Annotated in this window: 27 protein-coding genes; 16 read left to right on the forward strand and 11 right to left on the reverse strand. The window is 67.7% G+C overall.

The genetic code is table 11. From position 1 onward, the window contains the following. Nucleotide 1: 1 nt before the first annotated feature. Genes AC3WSN_RS13740 through AC3WSN_RS13750 form a run of 3 tightly spaced genes read left to right on the forward strand, consistent with a single transcriptional unit; the run spans nucleotide 2 to nucleotide 975 of the window. Complete coding sequence (locus AC3WSN_RS13740) at nucleotides 2-178, forward strand: hypothetical protein (RefSeq protein ID WP_156653150.1); 177 nt, start codon at nucleotides 2-4, stop codon at nucleotides 176-178. A gap of 2 nt (nucleotides 179-180) precedes the next feature. Further along, nucleotides 181-690 carry a hypothetical protein gene (locus AC3WSN_RS13745; protein ID WP_055958875.1) on the forward strand — a complete coding sequence of 170 codons (510 nt, stop codon included), beginning with the start codon at nucleotides 181-183 and terminating at the stop codon, nucleotides 688-690. A gap of 60 nt (nucleotides 691-750) precedes the next feature. Continuing rightward, nucleotides 751-975 carry a hypothetical protein gene (locus AC3WSN_RS13750; protein WP_055958874.1) on the forward strand — a complete coding sequence of 75 codons (225 nt, stop codon included), beginning with the start codon at nucleotides 751-753 and terminating at the stop codon, nucleotides 973-975. A gap of 106 nt (nucleotides 976-1081) precedes the next feature. On the opposite strand, the gene AC3WSN_RS13755 is transcribed toward AC3WSN_RS13750, so the two are convergent. The 3 genes from AC3WSN_RS13755 to AC3WSN_RS13765 form a co-directional block, all read right to left on the reverse strand. After that, nucleotides 1082-2602, reverse strand: a complete 1521-nt coding sequence (locus AC3WSN_RS13755) for a tyrosine-type recombinase/integrase (RefSeq protein ID WP_055958871.1) — start codon at nucleotides 2600-2602, stop codon at nucleotides 1082-1084. A gap of 206 nt (nucleotides 2603-2808) precedes the next feature. Continuing rightward, nucleotides 2809-3963: a tyrosine-type recombinase/integrase gene (locus tag AC3WSN_RS13760; protein WP_492538532.1), complete on the reverse strand. Its 1155-nt coding sequence runs from the start codon at nucleotides 3961-3963 to the stop codon at nucleotides 2809-2811. Further along, entirely contained in the window at nucleotides 3960-4232 is a 273-nt protein-coding gene (locus AC3WSN_RS13765) for a helix-turn-helix transcriptional regulator (RefSeq protein ID WP_492538534.1), read from the reverse strand. The genes AC3WSN_RS13760 and AC3WSN_RS13765 overlap by 4 nt, the downstream gene beginning before the upstream one ends. 175 nt (nucleotides 4233-4407) lie before the next feature. Between AC3WSN_RS13765 and AC3WSN_RS13770 the strand changes: the two genes are divergently transcribed. The 3 genes from AC3WSN_RS13770 to AC3WSN_RS13780 all read left to right on the forward strand — a co-directional run bounded on the left by AC3WSN_RS13770 (nucleotide 4408) and on the right by AC3WSN_RS13780 (nucleotide 5442). After that, on the forward strand, nucleotides 4408-4659 hold the full coding sequence (locus AC3WSN_RS13770) for a pilus assembly protein PilZ (RefSeq protein WP_492538536.1): 252 nt from the start codon (nucleotides 4408-4410) through the stop codon (nucleotides 4657-4659). 193 nt (nucleotides 4660-4852) lie between these two features. Then, a complete protein-coding gene (locus tag AC3WSN_RS13775; protein WP_492538538.1) occupies nucleotides 4853-5053 on the forward strand; it encodes a hypothetical protein in 201 nt (66 codons plus the stop codon). Nucleotides 5054-5199: 146 nt separating this feature from the next. Continuing rightward, entirely contained in the window at nucleotides 5200-5442 is a 243-nt protein-coding gene (locus AC3WSN_RS13780) for a hypothetical protein (protein WP_492538540.1), read from the forward strand. A 140-nt stretch (nucleotides 5443-5582) separates the two neighbouring features. Here AC3WSN_RS13780 and AC3WSN_RS13785 read toward each other — a convergent pair whose 3' ends face one another. Continuing rightward, nucleotides 5583-6281: a hypothetical protein gene (locus tag AC3WSN_RS13785; protein WP_492538542.1), complete on the reverse strand. Its 699-nt coding sequence runs from the start codon at nucleotides 6279-6281 to the stop codon at nucleotides 5583-5585. 83 nt (nucleotides 6282-6364) lie between these two features. Between AC3WSN_RS13785 and AC3WSN_RS13790 the strand changes: the two genes are divergently transcribed. Then, the gene (locus tag AC3WSN_RS13790; protein WP_492538544.1) at nucleotides 6365-6643 is read left to right on the forward strand and encodes a hypothetical protein; all 279 of its coding nucleotides are present in this window, start codon (nucleotides 6365-6367) and stop codon (nucleotides 6641-6643) included. 135 nt (nucleotides 6644-6778) lie between these two features. After that, nucleotides 6779-6946 (forward strand): hypothetical protein, encoded by a 168-nt coding sequence (locus AC3WSN_RS13795; RefSeq protein WP_492538546.1) that lies wholly within the window; start codon nucleotides 6779-6781, stop codon nucleotides 6944-6946. A gap of 5 nt (nucleotides 6947-6951) precedes the next feature. Here the strand turns inward: AC3WSN_RS13795 and AC3WSN_RS13800 are convergent, their stop codons facing one another. Genes AC3WSN_RS13800 through AC3WSN_RS13815 form a run of 4 tightly spaced genes read right to left on the reverse strand, consistent with a single transcriptional unit; the run spans nucleotide 6952 to nucleotide 9157 of the window. Then, complete coding sequence (locus tag AC3WSN_RS13800; protein WP_492538548.1) at nucleotides 6952-7587, reverse strand: lambda exonuclease family protein; 636 nt, start codon at nucleotides 7585-7587, stop codon at nucleotides 6952-6954. 1 nt (nucleotide 7588) lies between these two features. Then, the gene (locus AC3WSN_RS13805) at nucleotides 7589-8383 is read right to left on the reverse strand and encodes an ERF family protein (protein ID WP_492538550.1); all 795 of its coding nucleotides are present in this window, start codon (nucleotides 8381-8383) and stop codon (nucleotides 7589-7591) included. Between the two features lie 31 nt (nucleotides 8384-8414). After that, the gene (locus AC3WSN_RS13810) at nucleotides 8415-8918 is read right to left on the reverse strand and encodes a hypothetical protein (protein WP_492538552.1); all 504 of its coding nucleotides are present in this window, start codon (nucleotides 8916-8918) and stop codon (nucleotides 8415-8417) included. A 2-nt stretch (nucleotides 8919-8920) separates the two neighbouring features. Beyond that, complete coding sequence (locus AC3WSN_RS13815) at nucleotides 8921-9157, reverse strand: hypothetical protein (protein ID WP_492538554.1); 237 nt, start codon at nucleotides 9155-9157, stop codon at nucleotides 8921-8923. 180 nt (nucleotides 9158-9337) lie between these two features. Between AC3WSN_RS13815 and AC3WSN_RS13820 the strand changes: the two genes are divergently transcribed. Beyond that, nucleotides 9338-9544 carry a hypothetical protein gene (locus AC3WSN_RS13820; protein ID WP_492538556.1) on the forward strand — a complete coding sequence of 69 codons (207 nt, stop codon included), beginning with the start codon at nucleotides 9338-9340 and terminating at the stop codon, nucleotides 9542-9544. 2 nt (nucleotides 9545-9546) lie between these two features. Here AC3WSN_RS13820 and AC3WSN_RS13825 read toward each other — a convergent pair whose 3' ends face one another. After that, nucleotides 9547-9852, reverse strand: a complete 306-nt coding sequence (locus AC3WSN_RS13825) for a helix-turn-helix domain-containing protein (protein WP_492538558.1) — start codon at nucleotides 9850-9852, stop codon at nucleotides 9547-9549. A 340-nt stretch (nucleotides 9853-10192) separates the two neighbouring features. On the opposite strand from AC3WSN_RS13825, the gene AC3WSN_RS13830 reads away from it, so the two are divergent. Next, on the forward strand, nucleotides 10193-10384 hold the full coding sequence (locus tag AC3WSN_RS13830) for a hypothetical protein (RefSeq protein WP_492538560.1): 192 nt from the start codon (nucleotides 10193-10195) through the stop codon (nucleotides 10382-10384). Between the two features lie 32 nt (nucleotides 10385-10416). On the opposite strand, the gene AC3WSN_RS13835 is transcribed toward AC3WSN_RS13830, so the two are convergent. Next, the gene (locus tag AC3WSN_RS13835; RefSeq protein ID WP_492538561.1) at nucleotides 10417-10644 is read right to left on the reverse strand and encodes a hypothetical protein; all 228 of its coding nucleotides are present in this window, start codon (nucleotides 10642-10644) and stop codon (nucleotides 10417-10419) included. 269 nt (nucleotides 10645-10913) lie between these two features. Between AC3WSN_RS13835 and AC3WSN_RS13840 the strand changes: the two genes are divergently transcribed. The 5 genes from AC3WSN_RS13840 to terL all read left to right on the forward strand — a co-directional run bounded on the left by AC3WSN_RS13840 (nucleotide 10914) and on the right by terL (nucleotide 16395). Continuing rightward, the gene (locus tag AC3WSN_RS13840; RefSeq protein WP_492538562.1) at nucleotides 10914-12377 is read left to right on the forward strand and encodes a DnaB-like helicase C-terminal domain-containing protein; all 1464 of its coding nucleotides are present in this window, start codon (nucleotides 10914-10916) and stop codon (nucleotides 12375-12377) included. Then, a complete protein-coding gene (locus tag AC3WSN_RS13845) occupies nucleotides 12374-13489 on the forward strand; it encodes a DUF1376 domain-containing protein (protein ID WP_492538564.1) in 1116 nt (371 codons plus the stop codon). Before AC3WSN_RS13840 ends, AC3WSN_RS13845 begins: the two co-directional genes overlap by 4 nt. A gap of 117 nt (nucleotides 13490-13606) precedes the next feature. Next, nucleotides 13607-14146 carry a transcription termination/antitermination protein NusG gene (gene nusG, locus AC3WSN_RS13850; RefSeq protein WP_492538566.1) on the forward strand — a complete coding sequence of 180 codons (540 nt, stop codon included), beginning with the start codon at nucleotides 13607-13609 and terminating at the stop codon, nucleotides 14144-14146. Nucleotides 14147-14381: 235 nt separating this feature from the next. Then, nucleotides 14382-14726, forward strand: coding sequence for a hypothetical protein (locus AC3WSN_RS13855; protein ID WP_492538568.1), 345 nt, complete (start codon nucleotides 14382-14384; stop codon nucleotides 14724-14726). A gap of 37 nt (nucleotides 14727-14763) precedes the next feature. Beyond that, nucleotides 14764-16395 carry a phage terminase large subunit gene (gene terL / locus AC3WSN_RS13860; RefSeq protein WP_492538570.1) on the forward strand — a complete coding sequence of 544 codons (1632 nt, stop codon included), beginning with the start codon at nucleotides 14764-14766 and terminating at the stop codon, nucleotides 16393-16395. A gap of 115 nt (nucleotides 16396-16510) precedes the next feature. Here the strand turns inward: terL and AC3WSN_RS13865 are convergent, their stop codons facing one another. Continuing rightward, nucleotides 16511-18178, reverse strand: a complete 1668-nt coding sequence (locus AC3WSN_RS13865; protein WP_492538572.1) for a methyl-accepting chemotaxis protein — start codon at nucleotides 18176-18178, stop codon at nucleotides 16511-16513. Nucleotides 18179-18497: 319 nt separating this feature from the next. Here AC3WSN_RS13865 and AC3WSN_RS13870 point away from each other — a divergent pair, with 319 nt between their 5' ends. Further along, a complete protein-coding gene (locus AC3WSN_RS13870; RefSeq protein WP_492538574.1) occupies nucleotides 18498-21380 on the forward strand; it encodes a phage portal protein in 2883 nt (960 codons plus the stop codon). Nucleotides 21381-21495: the final 115 nt, after the last annotated feature.

Here is a 21495-nt window from a genome sequence, read left to right on the forward strand (position 1 = left end):
CATGGCGCGCGATTGGGACTGGTTCGAGCCCCGCGAGAGGGACGACTACGAGCAGGAGTACGGCTTCGTCTGCGCATGGTGCGTCGAGGTCTGCGACGACCACGAAGCCATCGTGCTGACGCGCCATCCGGAGATGCCGACCGTCTGCATCAACTGCGCCTGCAGGGGAGGAGAGTGACAATGGAACCCGCCCACGCCGCCTTCCTCGACGCCTGGCGCGCGCAGGAATTCCACGTCCCCCTGGGGCCCTGGCCGCGCCCGGCCCCCCCGAAACCCGTCCTGCCGGGCCCCATCCAGCTGCCCCTCTTCGATATGGACGGAGATCCGGAAGCGCCGCCCGCCTCGCCCCCGCTGCCGAGCGCTCTCCTGACGGCCCTCATCGACGACGCCGGTGTCGGGCGCCGGCGCCCCCGGGACATCGCGATCGTCGAGGCCGCGATCGCCGCGAGCATCCCGGCCGACGTGCCGACGTTCGCCGATGAGATCCTTTCGGCCCGCCGGGATGGCGAGGACCTCGTCTCGCGCGTGCGCCTGTTCGACGGTGGCACCATCATCCTCAACGTCGTCTGCGGGCCCGAGCCCACCGTGCGCGAGTGGGAGGCCGAGGGCGACCAGCGCGCGTTCCACTACGCTGACGGCGCGTGGGTCCGATTCGACGAGGCGGTGACCCCGCCGCCGGCTAAGGCGTAGCCGTCCCCCGCAGACGTCGCGTATGTCGAGGCCGCGATCCAGGCCATCCTGCCCAAAGGTGTGCCGACCTACGTCACGGAGGTCCTCAGCGTCGGCCGCGTGAACAGGTCTAAGCGGAGGCTTGTCGAGATCGTCCTCTGGGACGGCGGGATCGGACGCCTGGAGATCTCCGGCGAACCGGGCGCCCATGGGTACCACTGGAAAACCACCGGCGGCGACGCTCGCCCCTTCCACTGGGACGAGGCGGCGAGGTGCTGGGCCCGCGTCGACGAGCCGGACGGCTGAGGGCGATCTTCCCGATCGGGTATCCCGATTTGGGTCATCTCGTAACCCATTAAAATGGCGTGACTATTTCGGTGTTTCAAATCGGGATGCCCGATCGGGAAGATCCTTACGCGGCGAGGTCGACCGGTTTGGCGTCCTCCTCGACGTCGGCCGTCGCCTTCGCGCGCTTCCCCTTGCCGGCGAGTTCGCGCTCCCTGCGCCGGCGCGCCAGCTCGGCCCCGAGCTCGACGGCCGAGGGAAGGGCGGCCGCCGCGATCGCGGCCTGCTCGTCCGACCACGCGTGCCAGCGAGCCATCAGGGTTTGCTTGAGGTCCAGGCGATCGTCCTCGGTGTAGTGGCGCTCCAACACGTCGTCGCTGCGGATGCCCTCGTTGTGGTCGACGACCATTTTGACCGTGTCCCTCGGGATCCGGAACACGGACTGGCAGACCGTCGTCATGCCGCGGCGAAGGTCGTGCGGGGAGGCAACGACCCCCATGTCGAGCAGCCTGTGATTGATCGCGGCGTCGGATAGGTGCCCGTCGGAGGCGGCATCCTTCCGCGCGGCCCGGATCTGGGGGAACAGGTACTCGCTGCCGGCATCCCGCGCCCGCGCCATCTGCTGCTGGACGAGGTCCCACAGGGCAGGCGGCAAGGGCAGGGCATGCCTGTGCTTGTCGCCCCTCTTGGCCGCGGTCTTCCTGTGCGCCGGCCCCATCGACCAGACGCCCCAGCCCGGCACCTCGGCCCACGGGACGAAGTCCTCGACGAGGGACTCGACGATGGGACGGCGACGCTGGCCCGTCAGGACGAGGAGCTGCAAGGACGTGGCGACGGTCGGCTCCAGGACGCCGGCCCGGGCGATCGCGAGGACGCGCCCGATCTCGGCGGGCTTGGCCGTGTATCCGCCCGGCACCTTGCCGTTCGCGCGGGGCTTGTCGCCCGGCGTCCGCTCGGGCGCGCGCAGGCCCGGGATCCCGGCCTCGACGCCGCTGACCTTGCGGTGTTCGTGCCGGGCGAGGTAGCTCCACATCGGCCGCAGGACGGATGCGAGGTGCTCGGCGTGGCGCTCCCGGCCCGAGGCATGGATCGCATGCACGATCGTGGCGAGGTCCTCGATCGTGATGCGCTTCACCTTCCGGTCGGCGAACACCGCGAGCTCGGGCGAGTGGAGCAGCTTGCGATAGTCCGTGTGCGTGGCCGCCCGCCGGGTGCGCGCGACTTCGGTGAGGAATGCCGTGCGGGCCTCCTCCCACGTCCACTTGTGCGGGCCCCAGGAATCCAGGAACGCCTCGACCAGGGCCGGGTCCCTTGGGCCCTTCTCCGGCTTGGGAGGGAGCTTGCGCATCTGCCGCAGCTTGTCCCCGAGCCACTTCTCGTCCGGGAGCCCGAGCCCGTCGACAAGACGGCGCCGCGCCTCCGTGGCGATCGCGCGCGCCTCCACGAGCCGCAGCAGATCCGTCGAGCCGAGCGTCAACCTGTGGGTCTTGTGGCCGGTCTCGAACTTGAAGGCGAAGCGGACGCCCCTCGGCCCGACGCGCATGAGGAGCCCGGGGCAGCCGGCGTCGATGAGGTCGTACGCCTTCCCCTTGGGGACGGCGTCGGCGACGCCTTGCTTGACGAGGGCTTCGGTGAGCTTCACGGGCATGCGGCGTACTCGGGCGGATCTCGGGCGGAGGTTTTCGGGCGGATCGCCGCCCGGGTTCTCCGCCATCCCTATCGCCAACCCGTTGCCAAAGCCTTGATCGGACATGCTAAAAGCCTGGGCTCCACCGGTTTCATGCCCGTGCCGATCCGCCCGAATGGACCCGAAAATGCTCCGTTACGAGGAATCATAATCCTTGTGTCGGGGGTTCAAATCCCTCCCTCGCTACCATCTAACTCTTTGTTTTTGCTCGATAGACCGAACCCGCCCTCCGGCGGGTTTGACGTTTTTAGCGCCGCGGTTTGACGCTTCTCCCCGCTCCTGCGGGCGAACTCCGCGTCCAGCGAGGCCACCAGAGCCCGCATCTTCGGCGCCAAGTCGGCACCCTTCGCATAGTGCCTCGCCATCTCGATCGTGCGCTGTCCGAGCGCGTCAGCGATCGCTCGCTCGTCATGCCCGATCTCGCGCAGCACCACCGCTAGCGTGTGCCGCAGCCCATAGAGCGTGAGGCCGGGCTGCACCCGCCCCGCCTTCTCCAGCTTCAGCCGAATCGGCCGCCACGATGCGCGGAAGCCGCTGAGCGTCCACGACTTGCCCTCGGAGTTCGCGCAAAGCGTCGGCGCGGCGTGCTCCGGCGCTGCGGCCAGAATCATCGTGAGCGGCAGTGGCGCGGGCCAGAATACCGGCTCGCCGGTCTTGGCGCGGCTCGTCGAGAGTTCGCCGTCCCGGAAGGCTTCGCGTGGCAGGCTGAGCGCCTCCTTCGGACCGAGGCCGGTGAACATCATCAGCGCCACCGGCGTAAGGATGTGCGGCGGCGCCGCGGCCAGCACCGCCTCGCGCTCGGCATCCGACCAGGGCCGGTTCGCATCCGGCTCGCCCTTCTTCTTGCGCAAGTCCTTGATGCCAGCGGCGGTGTTGGCCGGGAGGTGCCCACGCTCCGAGCCCCAGGCGAACAGCAGCGACAGGACCGCCTTAACGTAGTTCCCGAACCGCCGGCCTTTCCGCTCGGCGGCGCGATCGCGTACCTTCACCACAAAGGGCCGAGTGAACCGGGCTAGGTCGGTCCCGTCGATGTCCTTCAGGTAGTCGAGCACCTTCTGGTAATCGGCGCGGGTCTGTGGTGCGAGATCGGTGAACGCGGCGTGCGCCCGGTAGGCGACGATCAGGCTGCCGAGCGTGCCGGCTTTCGGCGCCGCTGCTGCCTCGGCGCTATTCCCGATTCTGGCCACCTCGGCGAAAAACGCGGCCGAGCCGAGCGGTGCCGTCTTCAGATCGATCTTCTCGCCGGTCGTCCGGTGGTAGCACCGCATGGCGCCGTGCCGGTCCGCGAAGATCTTGAACCCCTTCACGCGGATGCGCGTCACCCAAGCCTCGCCAGGATATCCTCATCGCTCTCCTGCACCGGCTCGCGTTCCGGCAACGCCTCGAAGAACAGGTCAATCTGGGCGCGGTCCCATAGCACGCGGGCCCCGACCATCTTCGGTCGTGGCATCAGTCGCTCGCGCACCATCTCGTCGAAGGTTGTCGTCGAGACGCCGACGTAGCGGGCCGCCTCCAGGCGCGAGAGGCCCTTGGGTGCGAAGGGTAGCGCAGGCCGCTCGGCCCGCTCGGTTGTCTGGACGCTACGCGGCACTGCCCCCTCCCCGTTCCTTCGGCCCGGCATTGCGCGCTTGGACAAATCCGCCGCGCTCCCAGTCAAACCCTGCGGTCATGACGCCCCCGCAATCGTAACTACACTGTCGAGACATACACAGAGCATTAGGCCTCGTGTGACCTGATCTGATCTTGACTGCGCCAGGAGGCGTTCCGTGCCTGACGAGCGCCGCCGACAGACACGAAGAATCTTCTTTAGGACAGGTTCGATATTCGTCAGCGATAGACAGATCGAAGTAGACTGCCTCGTCTGGAACTTGAGCGATTTCGGTGCTCTGATCGAAGTCGAGGCCGGCACTGAGTTGCCCGCCCAATTCCGCCTCGTGGCGGCCACCCTCTCCATCGATCGAGAGTGCCAGACGATCTGGCGAGATGGCCGCAAGATCGGCTTCGCGTTCGTCTTCTGAAGCGCGGTCTCACCCATGGCGCACCTCTGGCATGCCGATCTCGAGGTCAGCCCTCCTCAAGAGCGCATGATCAACGATCTGACAAAGATCAAACTCGACAGTTTGAATTACTGTATCCTTTCCGCGGGTCAACAGGCCATCCCGCGACCTATCCGGAGCCAGTATTTGGCCCCTATGAGGGAGATGAGCGGTAATGAGCGGCAGTGTCACCGGGCTCTCATTTGCCGTGGCCGTCCGCGTGAAGCGGCAGAACCGAGTGAGCCCGGTGCCTTTTGCAGAGCCTGCGCTGCGGCTGCCCAGGCTTCCACCCAGCGAGATTGCAGCGGCTGTCGGGCTCGCTGCGGTTCGTCGTGCGCTCGAACAGATGCTGGCCGAGGAAGATCTGACGACCTGATCTGCGATAAGCCGGCTCTGGTGGCTGCCGTCACCTATGCGGATTTTGTTTGAGGGCGCGGCTACCGAGTCTGCCTCGCAGGTCCGGATGTGGCCGGGCATGCCACCGCGCCCTAGGTCCCAAAGCAATCCCGCGAGAGATCGTTTATGACCATTCCCACTACGAACGACATCGCCGACGAGCCCAGCGACGACATGGTGATGGTCAACGGTCTCATCGCCCGCAAAGAGGCCGGCGAGCCGGTCGACGCAGACATCCTGGCGCTCCTGACTGACATGGAGCGGGTCGGACTGACCGATACAGAGGCCTACGTGGCACTCGACGCCTACCGGCCGGGCACCGCGATCGGGGCGACCGGCGGAGAGGACGAGGCTGTGCCTGAGGCGTAGACGCCGCTCGGTTGATCTATTCCACCGCAACGAGGGCGGCTTCAGCTGGAATCTCGGTCGGCATAACAGTCGGCCGATTGCGGCTCGGATGCTTTCGGAGGTGCCGCCGCCCGCAAAACTGTCGATGACGAGGGGGGTGCTCATGCGGCGCTCTCCAGTCCGTCTTCGGCGAGCACGCAGAGGAAGTCGCAGGCAGGCGCGACAGCCTCTGTCATCGGATGGTCCGCCGGAATTTCGTCGATGAAGACGTGCTCGCCGTGGAGCTTCGCCAGCCGGACGCCGAGATCGCGCGCCTGGGCGGCGGTGGCGGCGAACTCAGCCGGGAAGTGGTGCCGGAACAGCGCCCAGTAGCTGGGTGCCTGCGCCTTCACGCAGCCCGTGCGCAGGCAGTTCGCGTTCGGGAAGCCCATGCCGTAGGTGGGCGGTAGCTTGAGGCCGGCCCGCTCGGCCATGGCCAGCGTCGCGGCCTTAGTGAGCCCCTGCTCGATCAGCGGTGACTGCACCGTCAGCTCGAAATTGGTCGCATTCAGACGCTCGAACCGCTCCACGTCGCCACGATCAGCGGTGTAGCCGAAGACGTGGATGTCGTTGGGCTGCTGAAAGGCGAGCCTGGGCTCGACCTTCATCGCCCGCGTACAGGACGCCCCGTTGATGCCGGCCATGTAGCGCTCGCGGTGCCACACCTCGGGAACACTCTCGAACCGATAGTTGTCCGGATCCTCGTTGTTGGTCTCACACCGGACGATCACAGCGCCCGGGTTCTCCCGGAGGATCAGGCGGGCGGCGATGGCCGAAGCGGCGCCTGTCGACCACCACATCAGCGTGCGAGGCGCATTCATCTAGCCGCTCCCTCGACGCTCGCCGGGAAGGGCGCGACGCGGAGCCGCTGAATCCGGCGGGCGCCCTGGCCGTTGACCGCCTGATGTCCGACGCGACGATCCCTCTGATCTGCGCCGCCGCGTTCGTCGGCGTCGGCTGGCTGATCCTCCACGCCGGACGGCAGTACGACGACGCGATCCGGCACACGCTGACCGTCTTCGCTCTGGTGATCGGGCTTCTGGCGCTGATCGGCGTGACCGCGAAGCTGCGATCCATGATGGGCGTCAGCAGGATGCCCCACCGGATCGAGGCACGTTCGCTTGTGGAGCGTGCTGATCCTGCGCGGCCCGTGCGAAAGACGGGTGGTGGTACAGCTCGGTGAAGTGTTCAGGGAACGAGCAGCACTATCAATCGCTTGATTCTCAATGGATCGGGCGGAGCTGCAGCCGTCCGCTGACGGCCGGTCGCCACGACAAGTTTCCGATCGTCCGCCCCCAGGAGAAAATGGGAGAGCGCGATGACTGACGGCGAAAAGAACGGGGTTGCTCCGTCCCTCGAAGACGTTACGGCAGCTGAAAAAGCCAGCAGGGAGAAGTTCATCGAGGATGGTGGCCCTCAGCAGCAGCTTCCGGATGGGAAGACGTCCGGCGAGGATCTGCCAATCGGCGTTATCGATAGGGGCTGAGGCGTTCATGCCGCCTCTGCCGTGCCGACCGTCAGAAGGCGCGACACGCGCGCCTCGATCTCGTCGAGGAAGGCGCTTACCGCGGCCTCGTCCCGCGCGATCTGCGCGTCATCCCGGTGCAGGCGCTTCACCCACAAGCGGAGGTGGGCCGGGACGCCCGGGTGCCAGGTGGCGAAGTCGCACCACGCCCGGCCGGTGCAGGCGAGCTGCCATCGCATCTGCGGCAAGTACTGCTCCGGGATCTCGCCCGAGAGCAGCGTGTCGAGGTGCGTGCGCAACGTCGGGCACTTGAACTCGACCATGCCATCCGCGCCGACGAGCCGGTCCGGACTGGCCCCGGCCATGGCGATGCTCGGGTGCTCGACGAATCCGACCTTCACGGTGTCGAGGCCGTACAGGAACTCGTAGGCGTCGCAGGCCTGCGGCTCCCGTTCCGAACCCTCCAGCATCGCGGCGGTGAGGTAGTGCTGCGTCGTGCGGCCTGTCAGGCGCTCGCCCACGAGCTCCATCAGGTATCGCTCGCGCTCCGCGGTCGGCTTGCCGTCGCGCTTCACCGCCAGCACGTCGGCGACGCGTGAGGCGGTGACCTTGCCGCAGCGGGCGTCCAGCCACGCGGGACTGCCCTGGACCATATCGGCCATGTCAGCGGGCCTCCGGCCGGGCACGCCGGGCGACGGCGCGCTCGATGGCGTCCAGGGCTTCGCCGTAGAGCGCGGCCGGCAGGTCCGGCACGCTCTCGACGTCGAAGACGCGCAGGAACTTCGCCGGTGCGATGCCGTGCTCGGTGAGGAGGTTGCGCAGCGTCTCGGCTTGCGTGTCGGAGATCACGTCGGACGCGTTCGTCGCCGGCGTTCCGTCGGTATCGTCCGGATCGTTGGTGAGTGCGATGTTGAAGACCTGCAGGACGAGGTAGCGGCGCGCATAGGTGATCGTCGATCCGATCCCCTGGATGGGCGTCTTGTTGGCCTTGCCCTGCGCGCCGGCTGTGTCGGGCGGCAAATCCAGGTGGTAGGCGCGCTCGTGCCCCGCCTCGTGGGCGCAGGTGCACTTCACCCGCAAGTGCCCCTGGATCGGCGATGCCTCGGTGTCGAACGACAGCGAGAAGCCGTGCCGGTTGATGACCGGCTGCGTGACGCGGGCGATCGTCTCGAGGCGCGCGTAGGGCGCGCCGGAATGCGTGTTCCGCGCGTCGCGCAGGACGCGCGGCAGCTCGGACTGACAGGCCGCCATCGCGGCGTTGAAGGCAATCCGCGCCCGCTCCGCCCGGTCCTCCCGGGCCATGACGAGGAAGCGCTCCACCCGGTCGGGGTCGATGTTCGGATCCCGCGCCATCCGCTCGATGATCGAGAGGACGGTCGCTCCCTCGGACGACGAGGCCTTCGTCGCGGCGTTGGCCATCGCCTCCGTGGCGGCACTTTGCGTCTGCGGCACGCTCATCTGCTCCCCTTCCCTGTCTTGCGATTGGCGATCACCGGCGCCTCCTGTCGGCAGCGGTGCTGAGGTCGGCCAGAATGGCGGCGCGCTCGGCATCGCTCTCGGCCAACCGGTGCGCGTGCAGCTCCGTGACGGCGTCCGGCAGTCCGCCGATCAGAGCGTGGGACGAGGCAACGTCACTGACGATCGAGACGCCGCGGATCTCGGCGAGGCCGTCGCCGGTCCGGCTCACGCAAAGCACGACGGCGTCGCACAGGTCGTCAGCCTCGGTCTTCGCGGCGGGCAGGACCCGCACGACGTAGCGGCGGCCGGATCGGCCGCGCCAGGCTGACAGGCTCATGGCGAAGCTCCCGCGCAGGCCCACGGTCGAGCGCAGGCCCTCTTCACGGGGCAGGCGTTCGGCGGCCGGCCGATTGGCGGGCCCGATCTGCAAGGCGAAGCGCGCCGCCGCCAGTTGGTTGGCGATGACGGCCGCTTCCGCGGCCAATCGGTCGCGGCGCTCTTCGCGTGTCAGATGATCGAGTGGGTGACCGGCCATGCTCAGGCAGCCTCTCGGACTTGATCCGCATCGAAGTTGGCAAGCGCTGCCAATTCCTCGATCTCCTCGGCCTCGCGCTCCTCGATCCAGTGGCGTGCGGCTGCGATGCAGTCGAAGCCCTCGGCCTCAAGCCCGCGGGCGGAGCGGACGGCCCAGGCGTCGTCGAGCGCGATGAGCCAGTAACCGGACGGAGGCCGGGGCGCGTCAGTGCAGGGCTGTCTGGCGGGGGAGATGGGCATCCGCGACTCCATCGCTCATGCGATGCGCCAACCTATCCACGTTTCGTGGACAATTCAAGCGTGCTGTCCACGAAACGTGGATAAGAGGCACCCGCGGTCTAAGGCGATGTCGCTGAGACGCTCCCTCTGGCGCAGCTGACGCAGACAAACTAAGATAAAAGGCTACATGGGGGTTGCGTCATGTCGAGTAAAAAGGGGCAACTTAGCTGCGCTGATCACAATATTAAGGCCCTCGGCTTGCAGATAGCCATTCAATTGCCTAGGGACAAGGAGAAAGCATTGGCCATTATTGAGCATGCGCGCTGGCTGGTGCTCAATTATCTCCATTCCGTAGAAGATGAAGAGTGTGCGGAGCCGATGAAACGGGAGCTCAAAATCGTCAGCTGAGGTCAGGCTGCCCGCTCTGAACTGCGCTGAGCGAGAACTCGTTGCGCAAAACTATGCGAAGTTCCGGCAAGGTCGCCGTGATAGATCCAATTGAAATCTAATTTGGCATTCGGGAATGCATTGATCACGAGAACGGCCATTGCCGGTTTCATCAGCCGGCGGCCCGCCTCGTAGTTTTCCAGCTGCGTCTTGGAAAAACCGACGGCCTCGTAGAACTCGCGCGGAGAGAGGTTCAGCGCCTCGCGCGTCTCGCGCAGGCGGCGGCCGATCGACTCCTGACTTTCCGGCAAATCGCTTCTCTCGGGCATAGCGACACAATGCGTCTGTCCACGTTCCGTGGCTAGAAACGATTTGTGGACTTGACCGGTCCACGATATGTGGACAAATTGTGGGTATGCACGAAACGCCTCCCCTTCTCCGAACCACCGATGAGGTGATCGACCTTCTCGGCGGAAATGGCCCGACGGGCGAGATCGTCGGCGCGAAGCCGAAGACGGTCTCCAACTGGCGGGAGGCTGCACGAGGTCGATTTCCCGCTGACACATTCCTCGCGCTGAATCGGGCTCTGGCGCGGCAAGGTAGGTCTGCCTCACCAAGTCTCTGGGGCATGATCAGCGACGACGAGTGTGACCCTTCCGGAGTCGCCGCATGAGCATGCGCCTGATTTCCGTCGTCGCCGTTCTCGTCGCGCACCCATTCGCGCGATTTCCGGTGCTTTCGCCGCCATCGATCATCGTCGATGGAAGAACCCGCCAGATCCGCGATGCGCCTCAGGAAAGATCCATCTCGCCCTGCGAGCAGATGGCTGCCGCTGCGGCTGTTAAACGGGCGATCGCGTGACCTCCGGATCGTTCGCGCTGATCGGGAGTCGCTCAACCCGCACCCATCGCCTCGGCTGTGAGGGCGACTTCGATCAAGGCAGCGGCCAAGGCACGCGCCTGCTTGGTGTGCATGGCAACAGTATGCATCACAGGATCAGAAGAACTTTTCGGATCTTCGGTGCGACTTCCCGTGATCATCACGACGTATGGTCCGCCCGGTCCGGGCAGAGGAATGATGTGGAAGCCGGACAACGGGTGAATATCCGGCTTGATCGTCATTGTTCGGCCTCTGTCGATCCAAATCTCGCCCCCGATCGACTCACAGGCCAGATCGGTCGTGCCGAGACGATCTTGCTCGATAGGTGCGAAGCCTGCCAGCCGCCGCTGCGCAAATCAGTCTTTTTTGAAGGCTTCGGCCGTTTTACGGACCTCACCTCGCTCGGCCGCGGATTTCACCTCAGCGTTGTCGGGCCGCTGGCACGGCCCGTCCTGAGCGCTCCGCTTCTGCGGGTGTTCGTCCTGCGGTCTCGGTTTCGAGAGCGCGCGGCATGAGCCTCCCCAACGCCATCACCGCAGGCCTCGAGGCGATTCGGCCCGAGTACCGCGTCGCCCCGCACAACATCGACGCCGAGCAAGCGCTGCTCGGCGCGATCCTGGTCAACAACGATGCCTATCACCGCGTGGCGGACTTCCTGCTGCCCGATCACTTCATGGAGGAGGCCCACCGGCAGATCTTCACAGTGGCTGGCGCACTGATCCGGGGCGGCACGGTCGCGACCCCGATCACCCTGAAGACCTATCTGGGCGACGCCGATTTCGGCGGCCAGACGGTGATCCAGTATCTCGCGCGGCTCGCCTCGGACGCCACCACGGTGGTCAACGCCCTCGCGTACGCCCGCACGATCCACGACCTCGCCGTGCGCCGTCGCCTGATCACCATCGGCGAGGAGCTGGTGAACGGCGCCTACGAGGCCCCGGTGGAGCAGGCGCCCCGCGACCTAATCGCGGCGACCGAGGCTCGCCTGCTCGACCTGATCGACGCGGAGACGGGCCTGGGCTCCACGGCGCAGAGCGCGGCGCAGTCCGCCGCCTGGATGCGCGAACGGATCGATGGCCTGCGCTCGGGGCTCATCCGCTCGACCGCGATCCCGACGGGGCTGCCCGACTTGGACCGCGCCACCAACGGCGGGTTCCAGCGGGGCCAGCTCTGGATCCTCGCCGGGCGTCCCGGCATGGGCAAGACGGTTGCGATGACGACGCTGAGCCGCCTCGCCGCCCGTGCGGCCGGCGTGCTCGCCTTCCAGTGTGAGGTGACCCGGGACCAGCAGATGGCCCGCTACCTCGCCGATCTGTCCTATCGGCGCAACCGGACGCTGCCCTTTGGCCGCATCATGGCGGCCGTCGACCTCGACGCAGAGGAGATGGGGCGCCTCGACGAGGCGATGCGGCGATTTGAGCGCCTGCACCTCACCCTGACCTGCGAGCCCAGCGTCAGCCTCGCGCAGATCGCCGCGGCGGTGAAGCTCGAGAAGCGGCGCCTCGCCCGGCAAGGCATCGCCCTCGGCGTCGTGTTCATCGACTATCTGAAGTTCATCAAGGTCTCGGACCGGTACCAGGGCAACCGGGTACTGGAGATCGGCGAGATCACCGGCGGCCTGAAACAGCTCGCCAAGGCCGAGGACATCTGCGTGGTGCTGCTGACGCAGCTCAACCGCGCCGTCGAGGCCAAGGACCGCGCCGACCGCCGCCCGAACCTCGCGGACCTGCGCGATTCCGGCGAGATCGAGCAGGACGCCGACGCGGTGCTGATGCTGTACCGCGAGGCCTACTACTTGGAGCGCAAGCTGAAAGCCTCCGGCGGCGACCCTGAGATCGGCGCACGCCTGATCGAGCGGCATAACGCCCTCGAGCTCATCCTCGCCAAGAACCGGTCCGGCCCCTGCCCCACGCTCGATCTGTGGTGCGACGTGGCCGCCTCCGCCATCGCCCAGACCGCACGAGGTCCGCTATGAGCCAGCCTTCCGACGCGTCCACGCCCCTGCCCGATCCGCTGGTGCCGGCCGACATTGACGTGGATGGAATCCACGGCTTCCTGCTGCACACCGACCGGCTGTTCCATTCGGAGCTTTGGGCGCTCTCGACCGGCGAGGAGTTCAAGGCGGCGGTCGCCCTGTGGTGCCACGCCTGGCGCCAGCGCCCGGCGGGCTCCCTGCCCGACGACGACCGGCTGCTCGCCGCCTTCTCGGGAGCCGGCCCGCGCTGGAAGAAGGTGCGGACGGTGGCCCTGCGCGGCTTCGTCCTGTGCGCGGACGGCCGCTACTATCACAAGGTCCTGTGCGAGGACGTGCTGCGCGCCGCCGAGGCGAAGGACGCGCGGCGCGAGCGGACCGCCGCGGCCACGCGGGCCCGCCAGCGCAAGGGGGATCCCGAGAAAACCCCGCCCGGCGGCGAAAAACCTAATCTCCTCAACGAAACGGCCGACCGTATCGAAGGTCGTCACGTTCAACGTCACGACTCACGCGACGATCGACGTGACGATACCGTCACGGTCGCCACGCGCGGACCGTTACGTTCACCAAGGGAAAGGGAAGGAGAAAGGAAGAAGAAAGATATACCGGCGGCCGCCTGTGATCCTGTACCCCGCGCGGACAGCGCGCCGCCCTGGAATAACCGGGCGAACTTCGACCGGGTCGAGCACCGGTGCCGGACCGCCCTGCCCCCAGGCTGGTGCCTGGACCCCGTCGTCGGTCCGATGGCGCGGCTGGAGGCGGACGGCCTCGACCTCGAACGGGAAATCGTCCCGGCGATCCTCGACATCGCGGTCAGTCGCCGCGTGCCGATCCGGACCTGGGCGCTGCTGGCCAACGCGGTCGCCGAATGCGTCGCCGCCCAGCGCCGGAGCCGCGGCGCGCAGGGGCTGCCCGCCGTTCCGCCGGTCCCGCCGCCGCCCGAGGAGATGGTCGATCTGCCTGGCGGCCTGCGCTGGCCCGAGGCCGACCTGCGGACCTGGATCGCGCGGTATCGCGACAACCCGGCCACCTGGTCGGAATCGCTGTTCGGCCCGCCGCCGGGCCAGCCCGGCTGCCGGATCCCGCCGCGGCTGCTGATCGGCGAGGCCGCGTGATGGCCGCGCGCAGTGCCGGCCGGCGCGCCGCGGTCGAGGTGATCGCATGCGCTCGAGGAGTTTGACATGGGTCGGAAGCGGGGAACGAACGGATCTCGCATCAGGGCCGAGCACGCGGTGATCGACCAGAGCCTGACGTGGTTCGTGGTCCACACCCTGCCGCTGCACGAGGCCTCGGCCGCCGAGGAGTTCGGGAAGCTGGCCATGGACTGGTGGCTGCCGCGCTACCGCGTCACCGTAGTCCGGCGCGGGCGTAAGATCGACACGCAGGCGATCTTCTTCGCCTCGTACCTGTTCGTCGGGCTCGACAGAGACCGTCACGCCGGACGGTGGACCGAGCCGCTGTTCGACAGCCGCCACGTCATCGACGTGCTCGGCCGGCGCGCGCCGCTGGAGATCCGGGGTTCAGTCCTGCAGGCCCTGTCCGATCGGATCGCGGGCCTCGACGAGACGGACCGGGCGAAGCGGCGCAGAGAGGCCGCGTTGCTTCAGGTGGGCGAGCTGCGCAGGATCTTGAACGGGCCGTTCATGTCGTTCTTCGCCGAGGTCCAGGATGTTCTCAGCAACGGGATCGTCCGCGCGGAGGTCAGCCTCTTCGGCCGTGCCACGCCGGTCGAATTCACACCGGACCAACTTGGCGACCCGGTTGCGGCTTGACTTGGAAAGCTAGATCGGAGTCTATCCAGATCGTGGACGGCCGGATCGTGAGCTGCGCTCGGTGGAGGGTGCGCCTGCCGGAACTACCGGATCACGTGTCAGCGTCGGGACCATCTGCCCACGCGCGACATGCACAGCCTGGATTCTGCGTGCGATCGGGTAGCTCAGCTCCGCAGAGCTATCGTGCCCCGAATCTCGCCTCCGCGATCCCGCATTTAATAACCTCGGAAATTCGATGCCCCGTGGACGGCCGAAGGGCGCGCGCAACAAGGCCACGGCGGAGATCAAGACGCTCTGCCAGGCGCACGGGCCGAAGATGGTCGCGCGCCTCGTGGCCATCGCCAGCAACGCGAAGACGCCGGAGGGCGCGGCGGTCGCGGCGATCCGGGAGATCCTCGACCGGGGCTACGGCAAGCCGACCCAGGCCCACGAGCACGGCGGCGTCGGCGGTGGTCCGATCGCGGTGGACCTGACGGGCGCAACCGATGAGCAACTGGCCGCGCTCGCAAGTCTCTTCGGTCCGCTTGCCGCCGCCGGCGCAGCTGCTGACGGCGATCCGAGCAGAGCAGGCGCGGCGTAGCGAGAAGGCGGAGCGCGAGCGGATCCGGACCCGCTGCGTGTCGCTCGCCGGCTTCGTCCAGGAGGCGTGGCACGTCCTCGAACCCAACCAGCCCTACGTGCACGGCTGGCACATCGAGGCGCTCTGCGCGCATCTCGAGGCGATCACCCATGGGCGCTTCCTTGCCCTCGGTCTGGAGAACAGGCTGCTGATCAACGTCCCGCCGGGCACGATGAAATCGCTTATCGTCTCGGTGTTCTGGCCGGCCTGGGAATGGGGGCCGTGTGGGCTCGCCGGCCTGCGCTACCTGACCACCTCGTACAAGGAGGACTTCGTCAAGCGCGACGCCCGGCGCATGCGCGACCTCGTGTCGAGCGCGTGGTACCGGGCACTCTGGCCGCACGTCGCACTGTCGCGCTCCGGCGAGATCTCCTTCGCCAACACGGCGACCGGCTCGCGCGAGGGCATGCCGTTCGCTTCGCTGACCGCGGGCCGTGGCGACAGAGTCATCATCGACGACCCGCACTCGACCGAGACGGCCGAGAGCGAGACCGAGCGCGAGCGGACCCTGCGGATCTTCCGCGAATCGGTGACGACGCGCCTCAACGATCCGGCGCGCTCGGCCATCGTGGTGATCATGCAGCGCCTGCACGAGCGCGACGTCTCGGGCGAGATCCTGCGGCTCGGCCTGGGCTACGTCCACCTGATGCTGCCGATGGAGTTCGAGCCGGACCGCGCCTGCCATACGCCGATCTTTGCGGACCCGCGCACCGTCGACGGGGAGCTGCTGTTCCCCGAGCGCTTCTCCCGGGCCGTGGTCGAGCGCGACAAGGTCCCGCTCGGCGCCTACGCGGTGGCGGGGCAATTCCAGCAGCGACCGGCCCCGCGCGAGGGCGGCCTGTTCGACCGGGCGAGTTTCGGAATCGTCGACGCGCTGCCGCCGATCGAAAAATGGGTGCGCGCCTGGGACTTCGCCGGCACGAAGAAGCGGCCCGGCGCCGATCCGGACTGGACCGTCGGCGTGAAGATGGGCCGCGGGGCTGACAAGCGGTTCTACATCGCCGACGTGGTCCGGGTGCGCGAGACGCCGGGCAAGGTCCGGCAGAGGTTGATCAACACCGCCAGCCAGGACGGAGCGGCAGTCGGCATCCGGATCCCGAAGGATGCGGGGCAGGCCGGCATCGCGCAGGCCGAGGACTACGTCACGGCACTGGCGGGCTTCATCGTGAGCGCGGTGGCGCCGACCGGCTCGAAGGAAGTGCGCGCCAAGCCGTTCTCCAGCCAAGTCGAGGTCGGCAACGTGGTGCTGCTGCGGGGAACTTGGAACGAGGCATTCCTGGAGGAGCTGGGGATGTTTCCAGCCGGCAGCCATGACGACCAGGTGGACGCGGCCGCCGACGCGTTCAATGAGTTGGCTGGCGTGCTGCCGGGCGAGGGGCTGATCGAGTTCTATCGACGGCAGAGCGCGGCAAGTCCGGCGCCCGAATCGCCGTGCCACGCGTGGTCCATGCCGAGCGGCGCCGAAGAGGGCTCGACGATCGAGCTGGTGGCACCGGCCGGCACAGGAACGGTGATCGGCTTGTCAGGCGTACGCTATACGCCTGACGCCCTTGGGCGTGTCGCGGTCTTGAGCGCGGATGCCGGGCCACTACTGGCCGCCGGGTTTAGCTGTGTAGTCGAGGTATCCTGAAAACCTCTCATGAATTTCCACCGTCCGCTTCCGCTCAGACAGAGCGGAAGCGGACGGTTAAGCGTTCGACCAAAGCTATCATGCCCAAGGGACGATAGCTTTGAGTCCAGCCACCTCAGGCTGCGCGCACGGTTGAGAGGAAGCGGCTGACCTCGGCGCCGAGGTGCTCGGATTGCCGCGACAGCTCCGAGGCCGCTGACAGGACCTGGCCGGCCGCAGCTCCCGTCTCCTCCGACGCCTGCGCCACGCCGGCGATGTTGCCTGTTACCTCGTTGGTGCCGGTCGAGGCCTGCGCCACGTTGCGCACGATCTCCTGAGTGGCCGCGCCCTGCTGCTCCACCGCCGCCGCAATCGATGTGGCGACGCCGCTGATCTCCCGGATCCGCCCGGTAATGCCGGCGATCGACGTGACGGCCTGCCCGGTCGAGGCCTGGATCTGCGCGATCTGGCTGGAGATCTCGTGCGTGGCCTTCGCGGTCTGCTCGGCCAGCGCTTTCACCTCGGAGGCGACCACCGCGAAGCCCTTGCCCGCCGCACCGGCCCGCGCCGCCTCGATGGTGGCGTTCAGGGCCAGCAGATTGGTCTGGCCCGCGATGCTTGAGATCAGCCCGACCACGTCGCCGATGCGGGACACGGCGGCACTCAGCTCCTGCACCAGGCTGCCGGTCTGGTCGGCCTCGCTGACTGCGAGGTGCGCGAGACTGGCCGACCCCTGGACCTGCCGGCCGATCTCCTGCACCGACGAGCCAAGCTCTTCGGCCGCGGCCGCAACCGTGTTGACGTTCGTGGCGGCCTCCTCCGCGGCCGCGGCGACGGTGGTGGACTGACTGGCTGTCTCGGCGGCGGTCGCCGTCATCTGCTGGGCGGTGCCTTCCAGCTCTGTCGCCGAGGACGAGACCAGCCCGACGATGCCGCCCACCGCTCGCTCGAAGCCGTCAGCGAGTTCGATCATGGTGCGCTTGCGCTCGGCGGCGGCAGCTTCGTCGGCGCGGCGCTTGACCTCGGCTTCCTCGGCAGCCTTGCGGGTGACCATGGCCTTGATGCCTTCGACGGCCTTGCCGACCGCGCCGATCTCGTCGGGCCGGGCGGCTTCCTTGATCTCCGCATCGATCTCACCGTGGGCCATCCGCTGCAGCACGCGCACGAGGCTACCGAGCGGACGGGTGGTGTGTACGACGATCGTATAGATGCCATACACGATGCTCAGGACGGCGAGGATGAGCGCGGCGAGCAGCGCGAAGCGCGACCAGCCCGCGACATTCTCAGAGCGCTGGAATTCTGCCTCGGCCTCGCGGACCTGCAGCGTCGTCAGCTTGCTCAGCGCTGCGTTGGTGGACCGCATGTTGCTCAGCAGATCCGCATGCGTGGTCTCGAACTCCGATGTGCCACCGATCGCGATGCGTTTCAGGATCTCGGCCGCGATCGCGCTGTTCTGGTCGATCCGCCCCTGCAGCTCCTTGGCAAGGACCTCCTCCTGCGGAGTCAGAAAAGTCGCCAGATAGGCAGACCATTGCTTTTGGATATCCAGCTCGTTGCGCTCGATCATATCCTTCGCCTGTGCGCGATCGATCTGCTTGCTGCGAAGCAGGCGCGAAATATCGACCAGGCTGTCATAGGCATCGCGAATGATGCTGAATTGCCGAAGGCAAACGACACGGTCGTCATAGACGCTCTTGAAACTCTGGCTATTCCAGTGAAGCGCGAAATTCCCTAAGACCGTGGTCGCGAGCAGCAACAGGCCGACGCTGGTAAGCAACGTGACCAGCTTGGATTTGATTGTCATCTGTATTCGCCAATTTTAAAACGACAGATCGAAAGCGGACACGATCGAGAGACGGATCGCAACCTAAGATCGAAGCGACCATCGATAATGCTAATTGCTTAAAATCCCGCCGTGTAATCCGGCATATGTATCACTTCAGCGTGACCTCGACGTTGCGATTTGCAGTACGGCAACGATCAAGTGGATGACTTTTAGTTGTTTTGGGGCAGATCTTTTGCACGCTAGGTGCGACTCCTGCGCGGACCGATCGCTGCTCAACACTCAAGCTCCGTGCCGTCCGATCCTCACCGTCACGCTTCGCCAAGGGGGGTAGTCGCATTTGGCCTCACGCTCGCGCGGCGGCGTGGCGGGCCTCTCGCTCGCCCCGCTGGCCTACACTCTGACCTACGGCAGCGCGGACTCCAGCTCGGCGGCGGGCCATGGCTGGTTCGGCCCGTCGGCGGCGATGCGCCCTTCCGCCCCAGCGGAGGTTGCCGGTCGCCGCTTCGACTACCCGACCGGCTACAACCTCAACACCACCGCGCGAGCCTGTGAGCCCGTCTCGTTCGCGCAGCTGCGCCGGCTCGCTGACGGCTACGACCTGCTCCGGCTCGTGATTGAGACGCGCAAGGACCAAGCCGCCCGCATGAAATGGGCGATCAAGCCGCGGGAGGCCGGTCGGCCGATCGACGCGAAGGCCGCGGCCATCACCGCCTTCCTCGCCAAGCCAGACGGCATCCACGCCTGGACCGACTGGCTGCGCATGGGGCTGGAGGACGTGCTCGTCCTCGATGCCTGGACGAATTTCAAGCAGCGCTCGCGCGCGGGCGACCTCCTCGCCCTGGAGCCGATCGACGGCGCCACCATCAAGCCGATCCTCGGCGAGGACGGTCGGATCCCGATGCCGTGGGTGCAAGGCGGCCAGACCATCTGGCCCGAGGCCTACCAGCAGATCCTCAAGGGTCTGCCGGCAGTGAACTACACCGCCCGCGAGCTGCTCTACCGCCCGCGCAACCTGCGCACCGACCGCGTCTACGGCTTTTCACCGGTCGAGCAGGTGATGACCACCGTCAACATCGCCCTGCGCCGGCAGGTCATGACCCTGGAGTACTTCACCAGCGGCACCGTGCCGGACGCGCTAATCGGCGTCCCCGAGACCTGGGGGCCGGACCAGATCGCGACCTACCAGACCTACTGGGACTCGCTCTTCACCGACAACCTGGCCGCGCGGCGGCGCGCCCGCTTCGTGCCCGGCAAGGTGGCGCTCCACCAGACCAGCGAGCCCCAGCTCAAGGGCGAGTTCGACGAGTGGCTGTCGCGGGTGGTGTGCTTCGCCTTCTCGATCTCGCCCCAGGCGCTGATCAAGCAGATGAACCGCGCCTCGGCCGACACGCAGAAGGAACTCGCCGAGGAGGAAGGCCTCGCGCCGCTGCTCGACTGGATCAAGGCCGTCCTCGACGAGGTGATCGCCGACGACCTCGGCGCGCCCGAGCTGGAGTTCGCGTGGCAGGAGGACGAGCAGATCGACGAGGCCGCGCAGGCCGAGCGTTTACGCGGGCTGACCGCGGGCGGGCTGATGCGGCTCAACGAGGGCCGAAAGATCCTGGGCCTCGATCCCGATCCGAGCCCGGCCGCCGACACCCTGATGGTGATGACCGGTGCGGGCCTCGTGCCGATCGACGCGAACACGCTGGCGGGTAAGAAGGCGGCGCTCGACGCGTTCGGGCCGCCGCCCGGGGCGAACGGATTCGATAGCTCCGGGCAGGCGGCCGAGGAACAGGACGACGGACCGTCGGACCCGGTCGCCAAGTTGCTCGGCAAGTTCGACGAGGCCCAGCCGCGGGACGCGCGCGGCCGCTGGACCGATGGGAGCGCAGGCAGCGATGCGGATGAGGCCGCGGAGCGCGCCGCGTTCGAGCGCACCGTCCTGCGCACCGCGATCGGCGGGGCGGTGATCGCAGGAGCCGCGATCGTCACGGCCGCCTCCGGCGGCCCCGTGCCGGCCGCGGTCGAAGCGGCGGTCTGGATCGCCGAGAACTACCTGCTCGGTGACGCGCTGGTCACGGCCGGCCGCCACATCGGCGCGCATCTCGGCTACGATGACGACGAGGTTGCGCGCATGCTCGACCACCTCGCCGGCGCGGTCGGATTCGGCAAGGCGTCGGGGAACGCCGCCGCGGGCGAGCGGATACGGGACCGGCTCGCCCAAGTGGTGGACACCGCGCTCGACGCGATGATCGCCGCCGTCCGCGAAGCCGGCCTCGACGTCGATCGCCGCGACGCCATCGTGGCTGCCCTGAAGGATCTGCGCGGCCGCCTCACGGCGCGGATCGCGCATCTGCCGGCGCCGGCCCAAAAGGCCGTCGGTGCGGAACTCACGAAGCGCCGGGTGTGGAGGCCGGCCGATCCCGTCCCTTTCGACCGGCCCGCCACACGCCGGGCGCTGCATGCAATTGCGGAGCGGCTGGAGACAGTCCTGGCGGCTACCCGCTCTGACGTGGTCGCCGGGCTGCGCGGGCTCGGCAAGCTCACCAAGGCCGGACCGGAGCCCGACGACGCCGACGCGCTGCGCCGCGCGCTGGACGCGTTCCTCGACGAGCTCGACTTCGCTGACCTGTGCGCGGTCGCGCCGGAGGTGGCCGACGAACTCGAGGCCGTCGCGGCCGATGCGAGTCGTCGCGCGCTGGCGCAGGTGGGCGCCGCCAGCCGCGCGGAGCTGGTCGACCGCGTGAACGCCGGGGCGGTCGCCGCAGCCAGGGCCCGGGCGGCCGAGATGGTCGGGATGCGCTTCGATGCCGACGAGCGGCTCGTGCCGTCGGCCGACGCGCGGATGGTGATCACCGAGGCGACCCGCGACCGGCTGCGCGACACCATCGCGTCCGGGCTGGAGCGCAACCTCGGCCTCGACGCCATCGCGGAGGCGATCGAGACGGACTACGCTTTCTCCGAAGAACGAGCGGCGCGCATCGCCGAGTACGAGGTGGCCAGCGCCAACGGCGCGGCGTCGCTGGAGAGCTACCGGGGGGCGGCTGCGGACGGCATCGCTGTCCGCAAGGCCTGGTGGGCCGAGGAAGGTTGCTGCGCGGTCTGCCAGGCCAACGCGGATGACGGCGCGATCGATCTCGACGAGGCGTTCCCGAGCGGGGACGTCGCGACACCCGCGCATCCGTCCTGCCGCTGCGTGGTGGTGCCGGTCGTCGCGGAAGACGCGTCCGTCGACTAGGAGCGCAGACCGCCGAAGCTCCCGCAGGGCAAGCCTTCCCGACTCCAAGCTGACATCGCTTCCGCGACCGCCGCACCCGCCGGCCAAGCCCTCATCCGCGGTGCACCACCACGTA

Source organism: Methylobacterium sp. FW102-HT35C08, assembly GCF_058790235.1.

Excerpts from the sequence above, each read along its gene's own strand:
- AC3WSN_RS13740 (WP_156653150.1), top strand. The coding sequence starts at position 2 with ATGGCGCGCGATTGGGACTGGTTCGAGCCCCGCGAGAGGGACGACTAC.
- AC3WSN_RS13745 (WP_055958875.1), top strand. The coding sequence starts at position 181 with ATGGAACCCGCCCACGCCGCCTTCCTCGACGCCTGGCGCGCGCAGGAA.
- AC3WSN_RS13755 (WP_055958871.1), bottom strand. The coding sequence starts at position 2,602 with ATGCCCGTGAAGCTCACCGAAGCCCTCGTCAAGCAAGGCGTCGCCGAC.
- AC3WSN_RS13775 (WP_492538538.1), top strand. The coding sequence starts at position 4,853 with ATGAGCGGCAGTGTCACCGGGCTCTCATTTGCCGTGGCCGTCCGCGTG.
- AC3WSN_RS13780 (WP_492538540.1), top strand. The coding sequence starts at position 5,200 with ATGACCATTCCCACTACGAACGACATCGCCGACGAGCCCAGCGACGAC.
- AC3WSN_RS13785 (WP_492538542.1), bottom strand. The coding sequence starts at position 6,281 with ATGAATGCGCCTCGCACGCTGATGTGGTGGTCGACAGGCGCCGCTTCG.
- AC3WSN_RS13790 (WP_492538544.1), top strand. The coding sequence starts at position 6,365 with ATGTCCGACGCGACGATCCCTCTGATCTGCGCCGCCGCGTTCGTCGGC.
- AC3WSN_RS13795 (WP_492538546.1), top strand. The coding sequence starts at position 6,779 with ATGACTGACGGCGAAAAGAACGGGGTTGCTCCGTCCCTCGAAGACGTT.
- AC3WSN_RS13800 (WP_492538548.1), bottom strand. The coding sequence starts at position 7,587 with ATGGCCGATATGGTCCAGGGCAGTCCCGCGTGGCTGGACGCCCGCTGC.
- AC3WSN_RS13805 (WP_492538550.1), bottom strand. The coding sequence starts at position 8,383 with ATGAGCGTGCCGCAGACGCAAAGTGCCGCCACGGAGGCGATGGCCAAC.
- AC3WSN_RS13810 (WP_492538552.1), bottom strand. The coding sequence starts at position 8,918 with ATGGCCGGTCACCCACTCGATCATCTGACACGCGAAGAGCGCCGCGAC.
- AC3WSN_RS13815 (WP_492538554.1), bottom strand. The coding sequence starts at position 9,157 with ATGCCCATCTCCCCCGCCAGACAGCCCTGCACTGACGCGCCCCGGCCT.
- AC3WSN_RS13820 (WP_492538556.1), top strand. The coding sequence starts at position 9,338 with ATGTCGAGTAAAAAGGGGCAACTTAGCTGCGCTGATCACAATATTAAG.
- AC3WSN_RS13825 (WP_492538558.1), bottom strand. The coding sequence starts at position 9,852 with ATGCCCGAGAGAAGCGATTTGCCGGAAAGTCAGGAGTCGATCGGCCGC.
- AC3WSN_RS13830 (WP_492538560.1), top strand. The coding sequence starts at position 10,193 with ATGAGCATGCGCCTGATTTCCGTCGTCGCCGTTCTCGTCGCGCACCCA.
- AC3WSN_RS13835 (WP_492538561.1), bottom strand. The coding sequence starts at position 10,644 with ATGACGATCAAGCCGGATATTCACCCGTTGTCCGGCTTCCACATCATT.
- AC3WSN_RS13840 (WP_492538562.1), top strand. The coding sequence starts at position 10,914 with ATGAGCCTCCCCAACGCCATCACCGCAGGCCTCGAGGCGATTCGGCCC.
- AC3WSN_RS13845 (WP_492538564.1), top strand. The coding sequence starts at position 12,374 with ATGAGCCAGCCTTCCGACGCGTCCACGCCCCTGCCCGATCCGCTGGTG.
- AC3WSN_RS13855 (WP_492538568.1), top strand. The coding sequence starts at position 14,382 with ATGCCCCGTGGACGGCCGAAGGGCGCGCGCAACAAGGCCACGGCGGAG.
- AC3WSN_RS13865 (WP_492538572.1), bottom strand. The coding sequence starts at position 18,178 with ATGACAATCAAATCCAAGCTGGTCACGTTGCTTACCAGCGTCGGCCTG.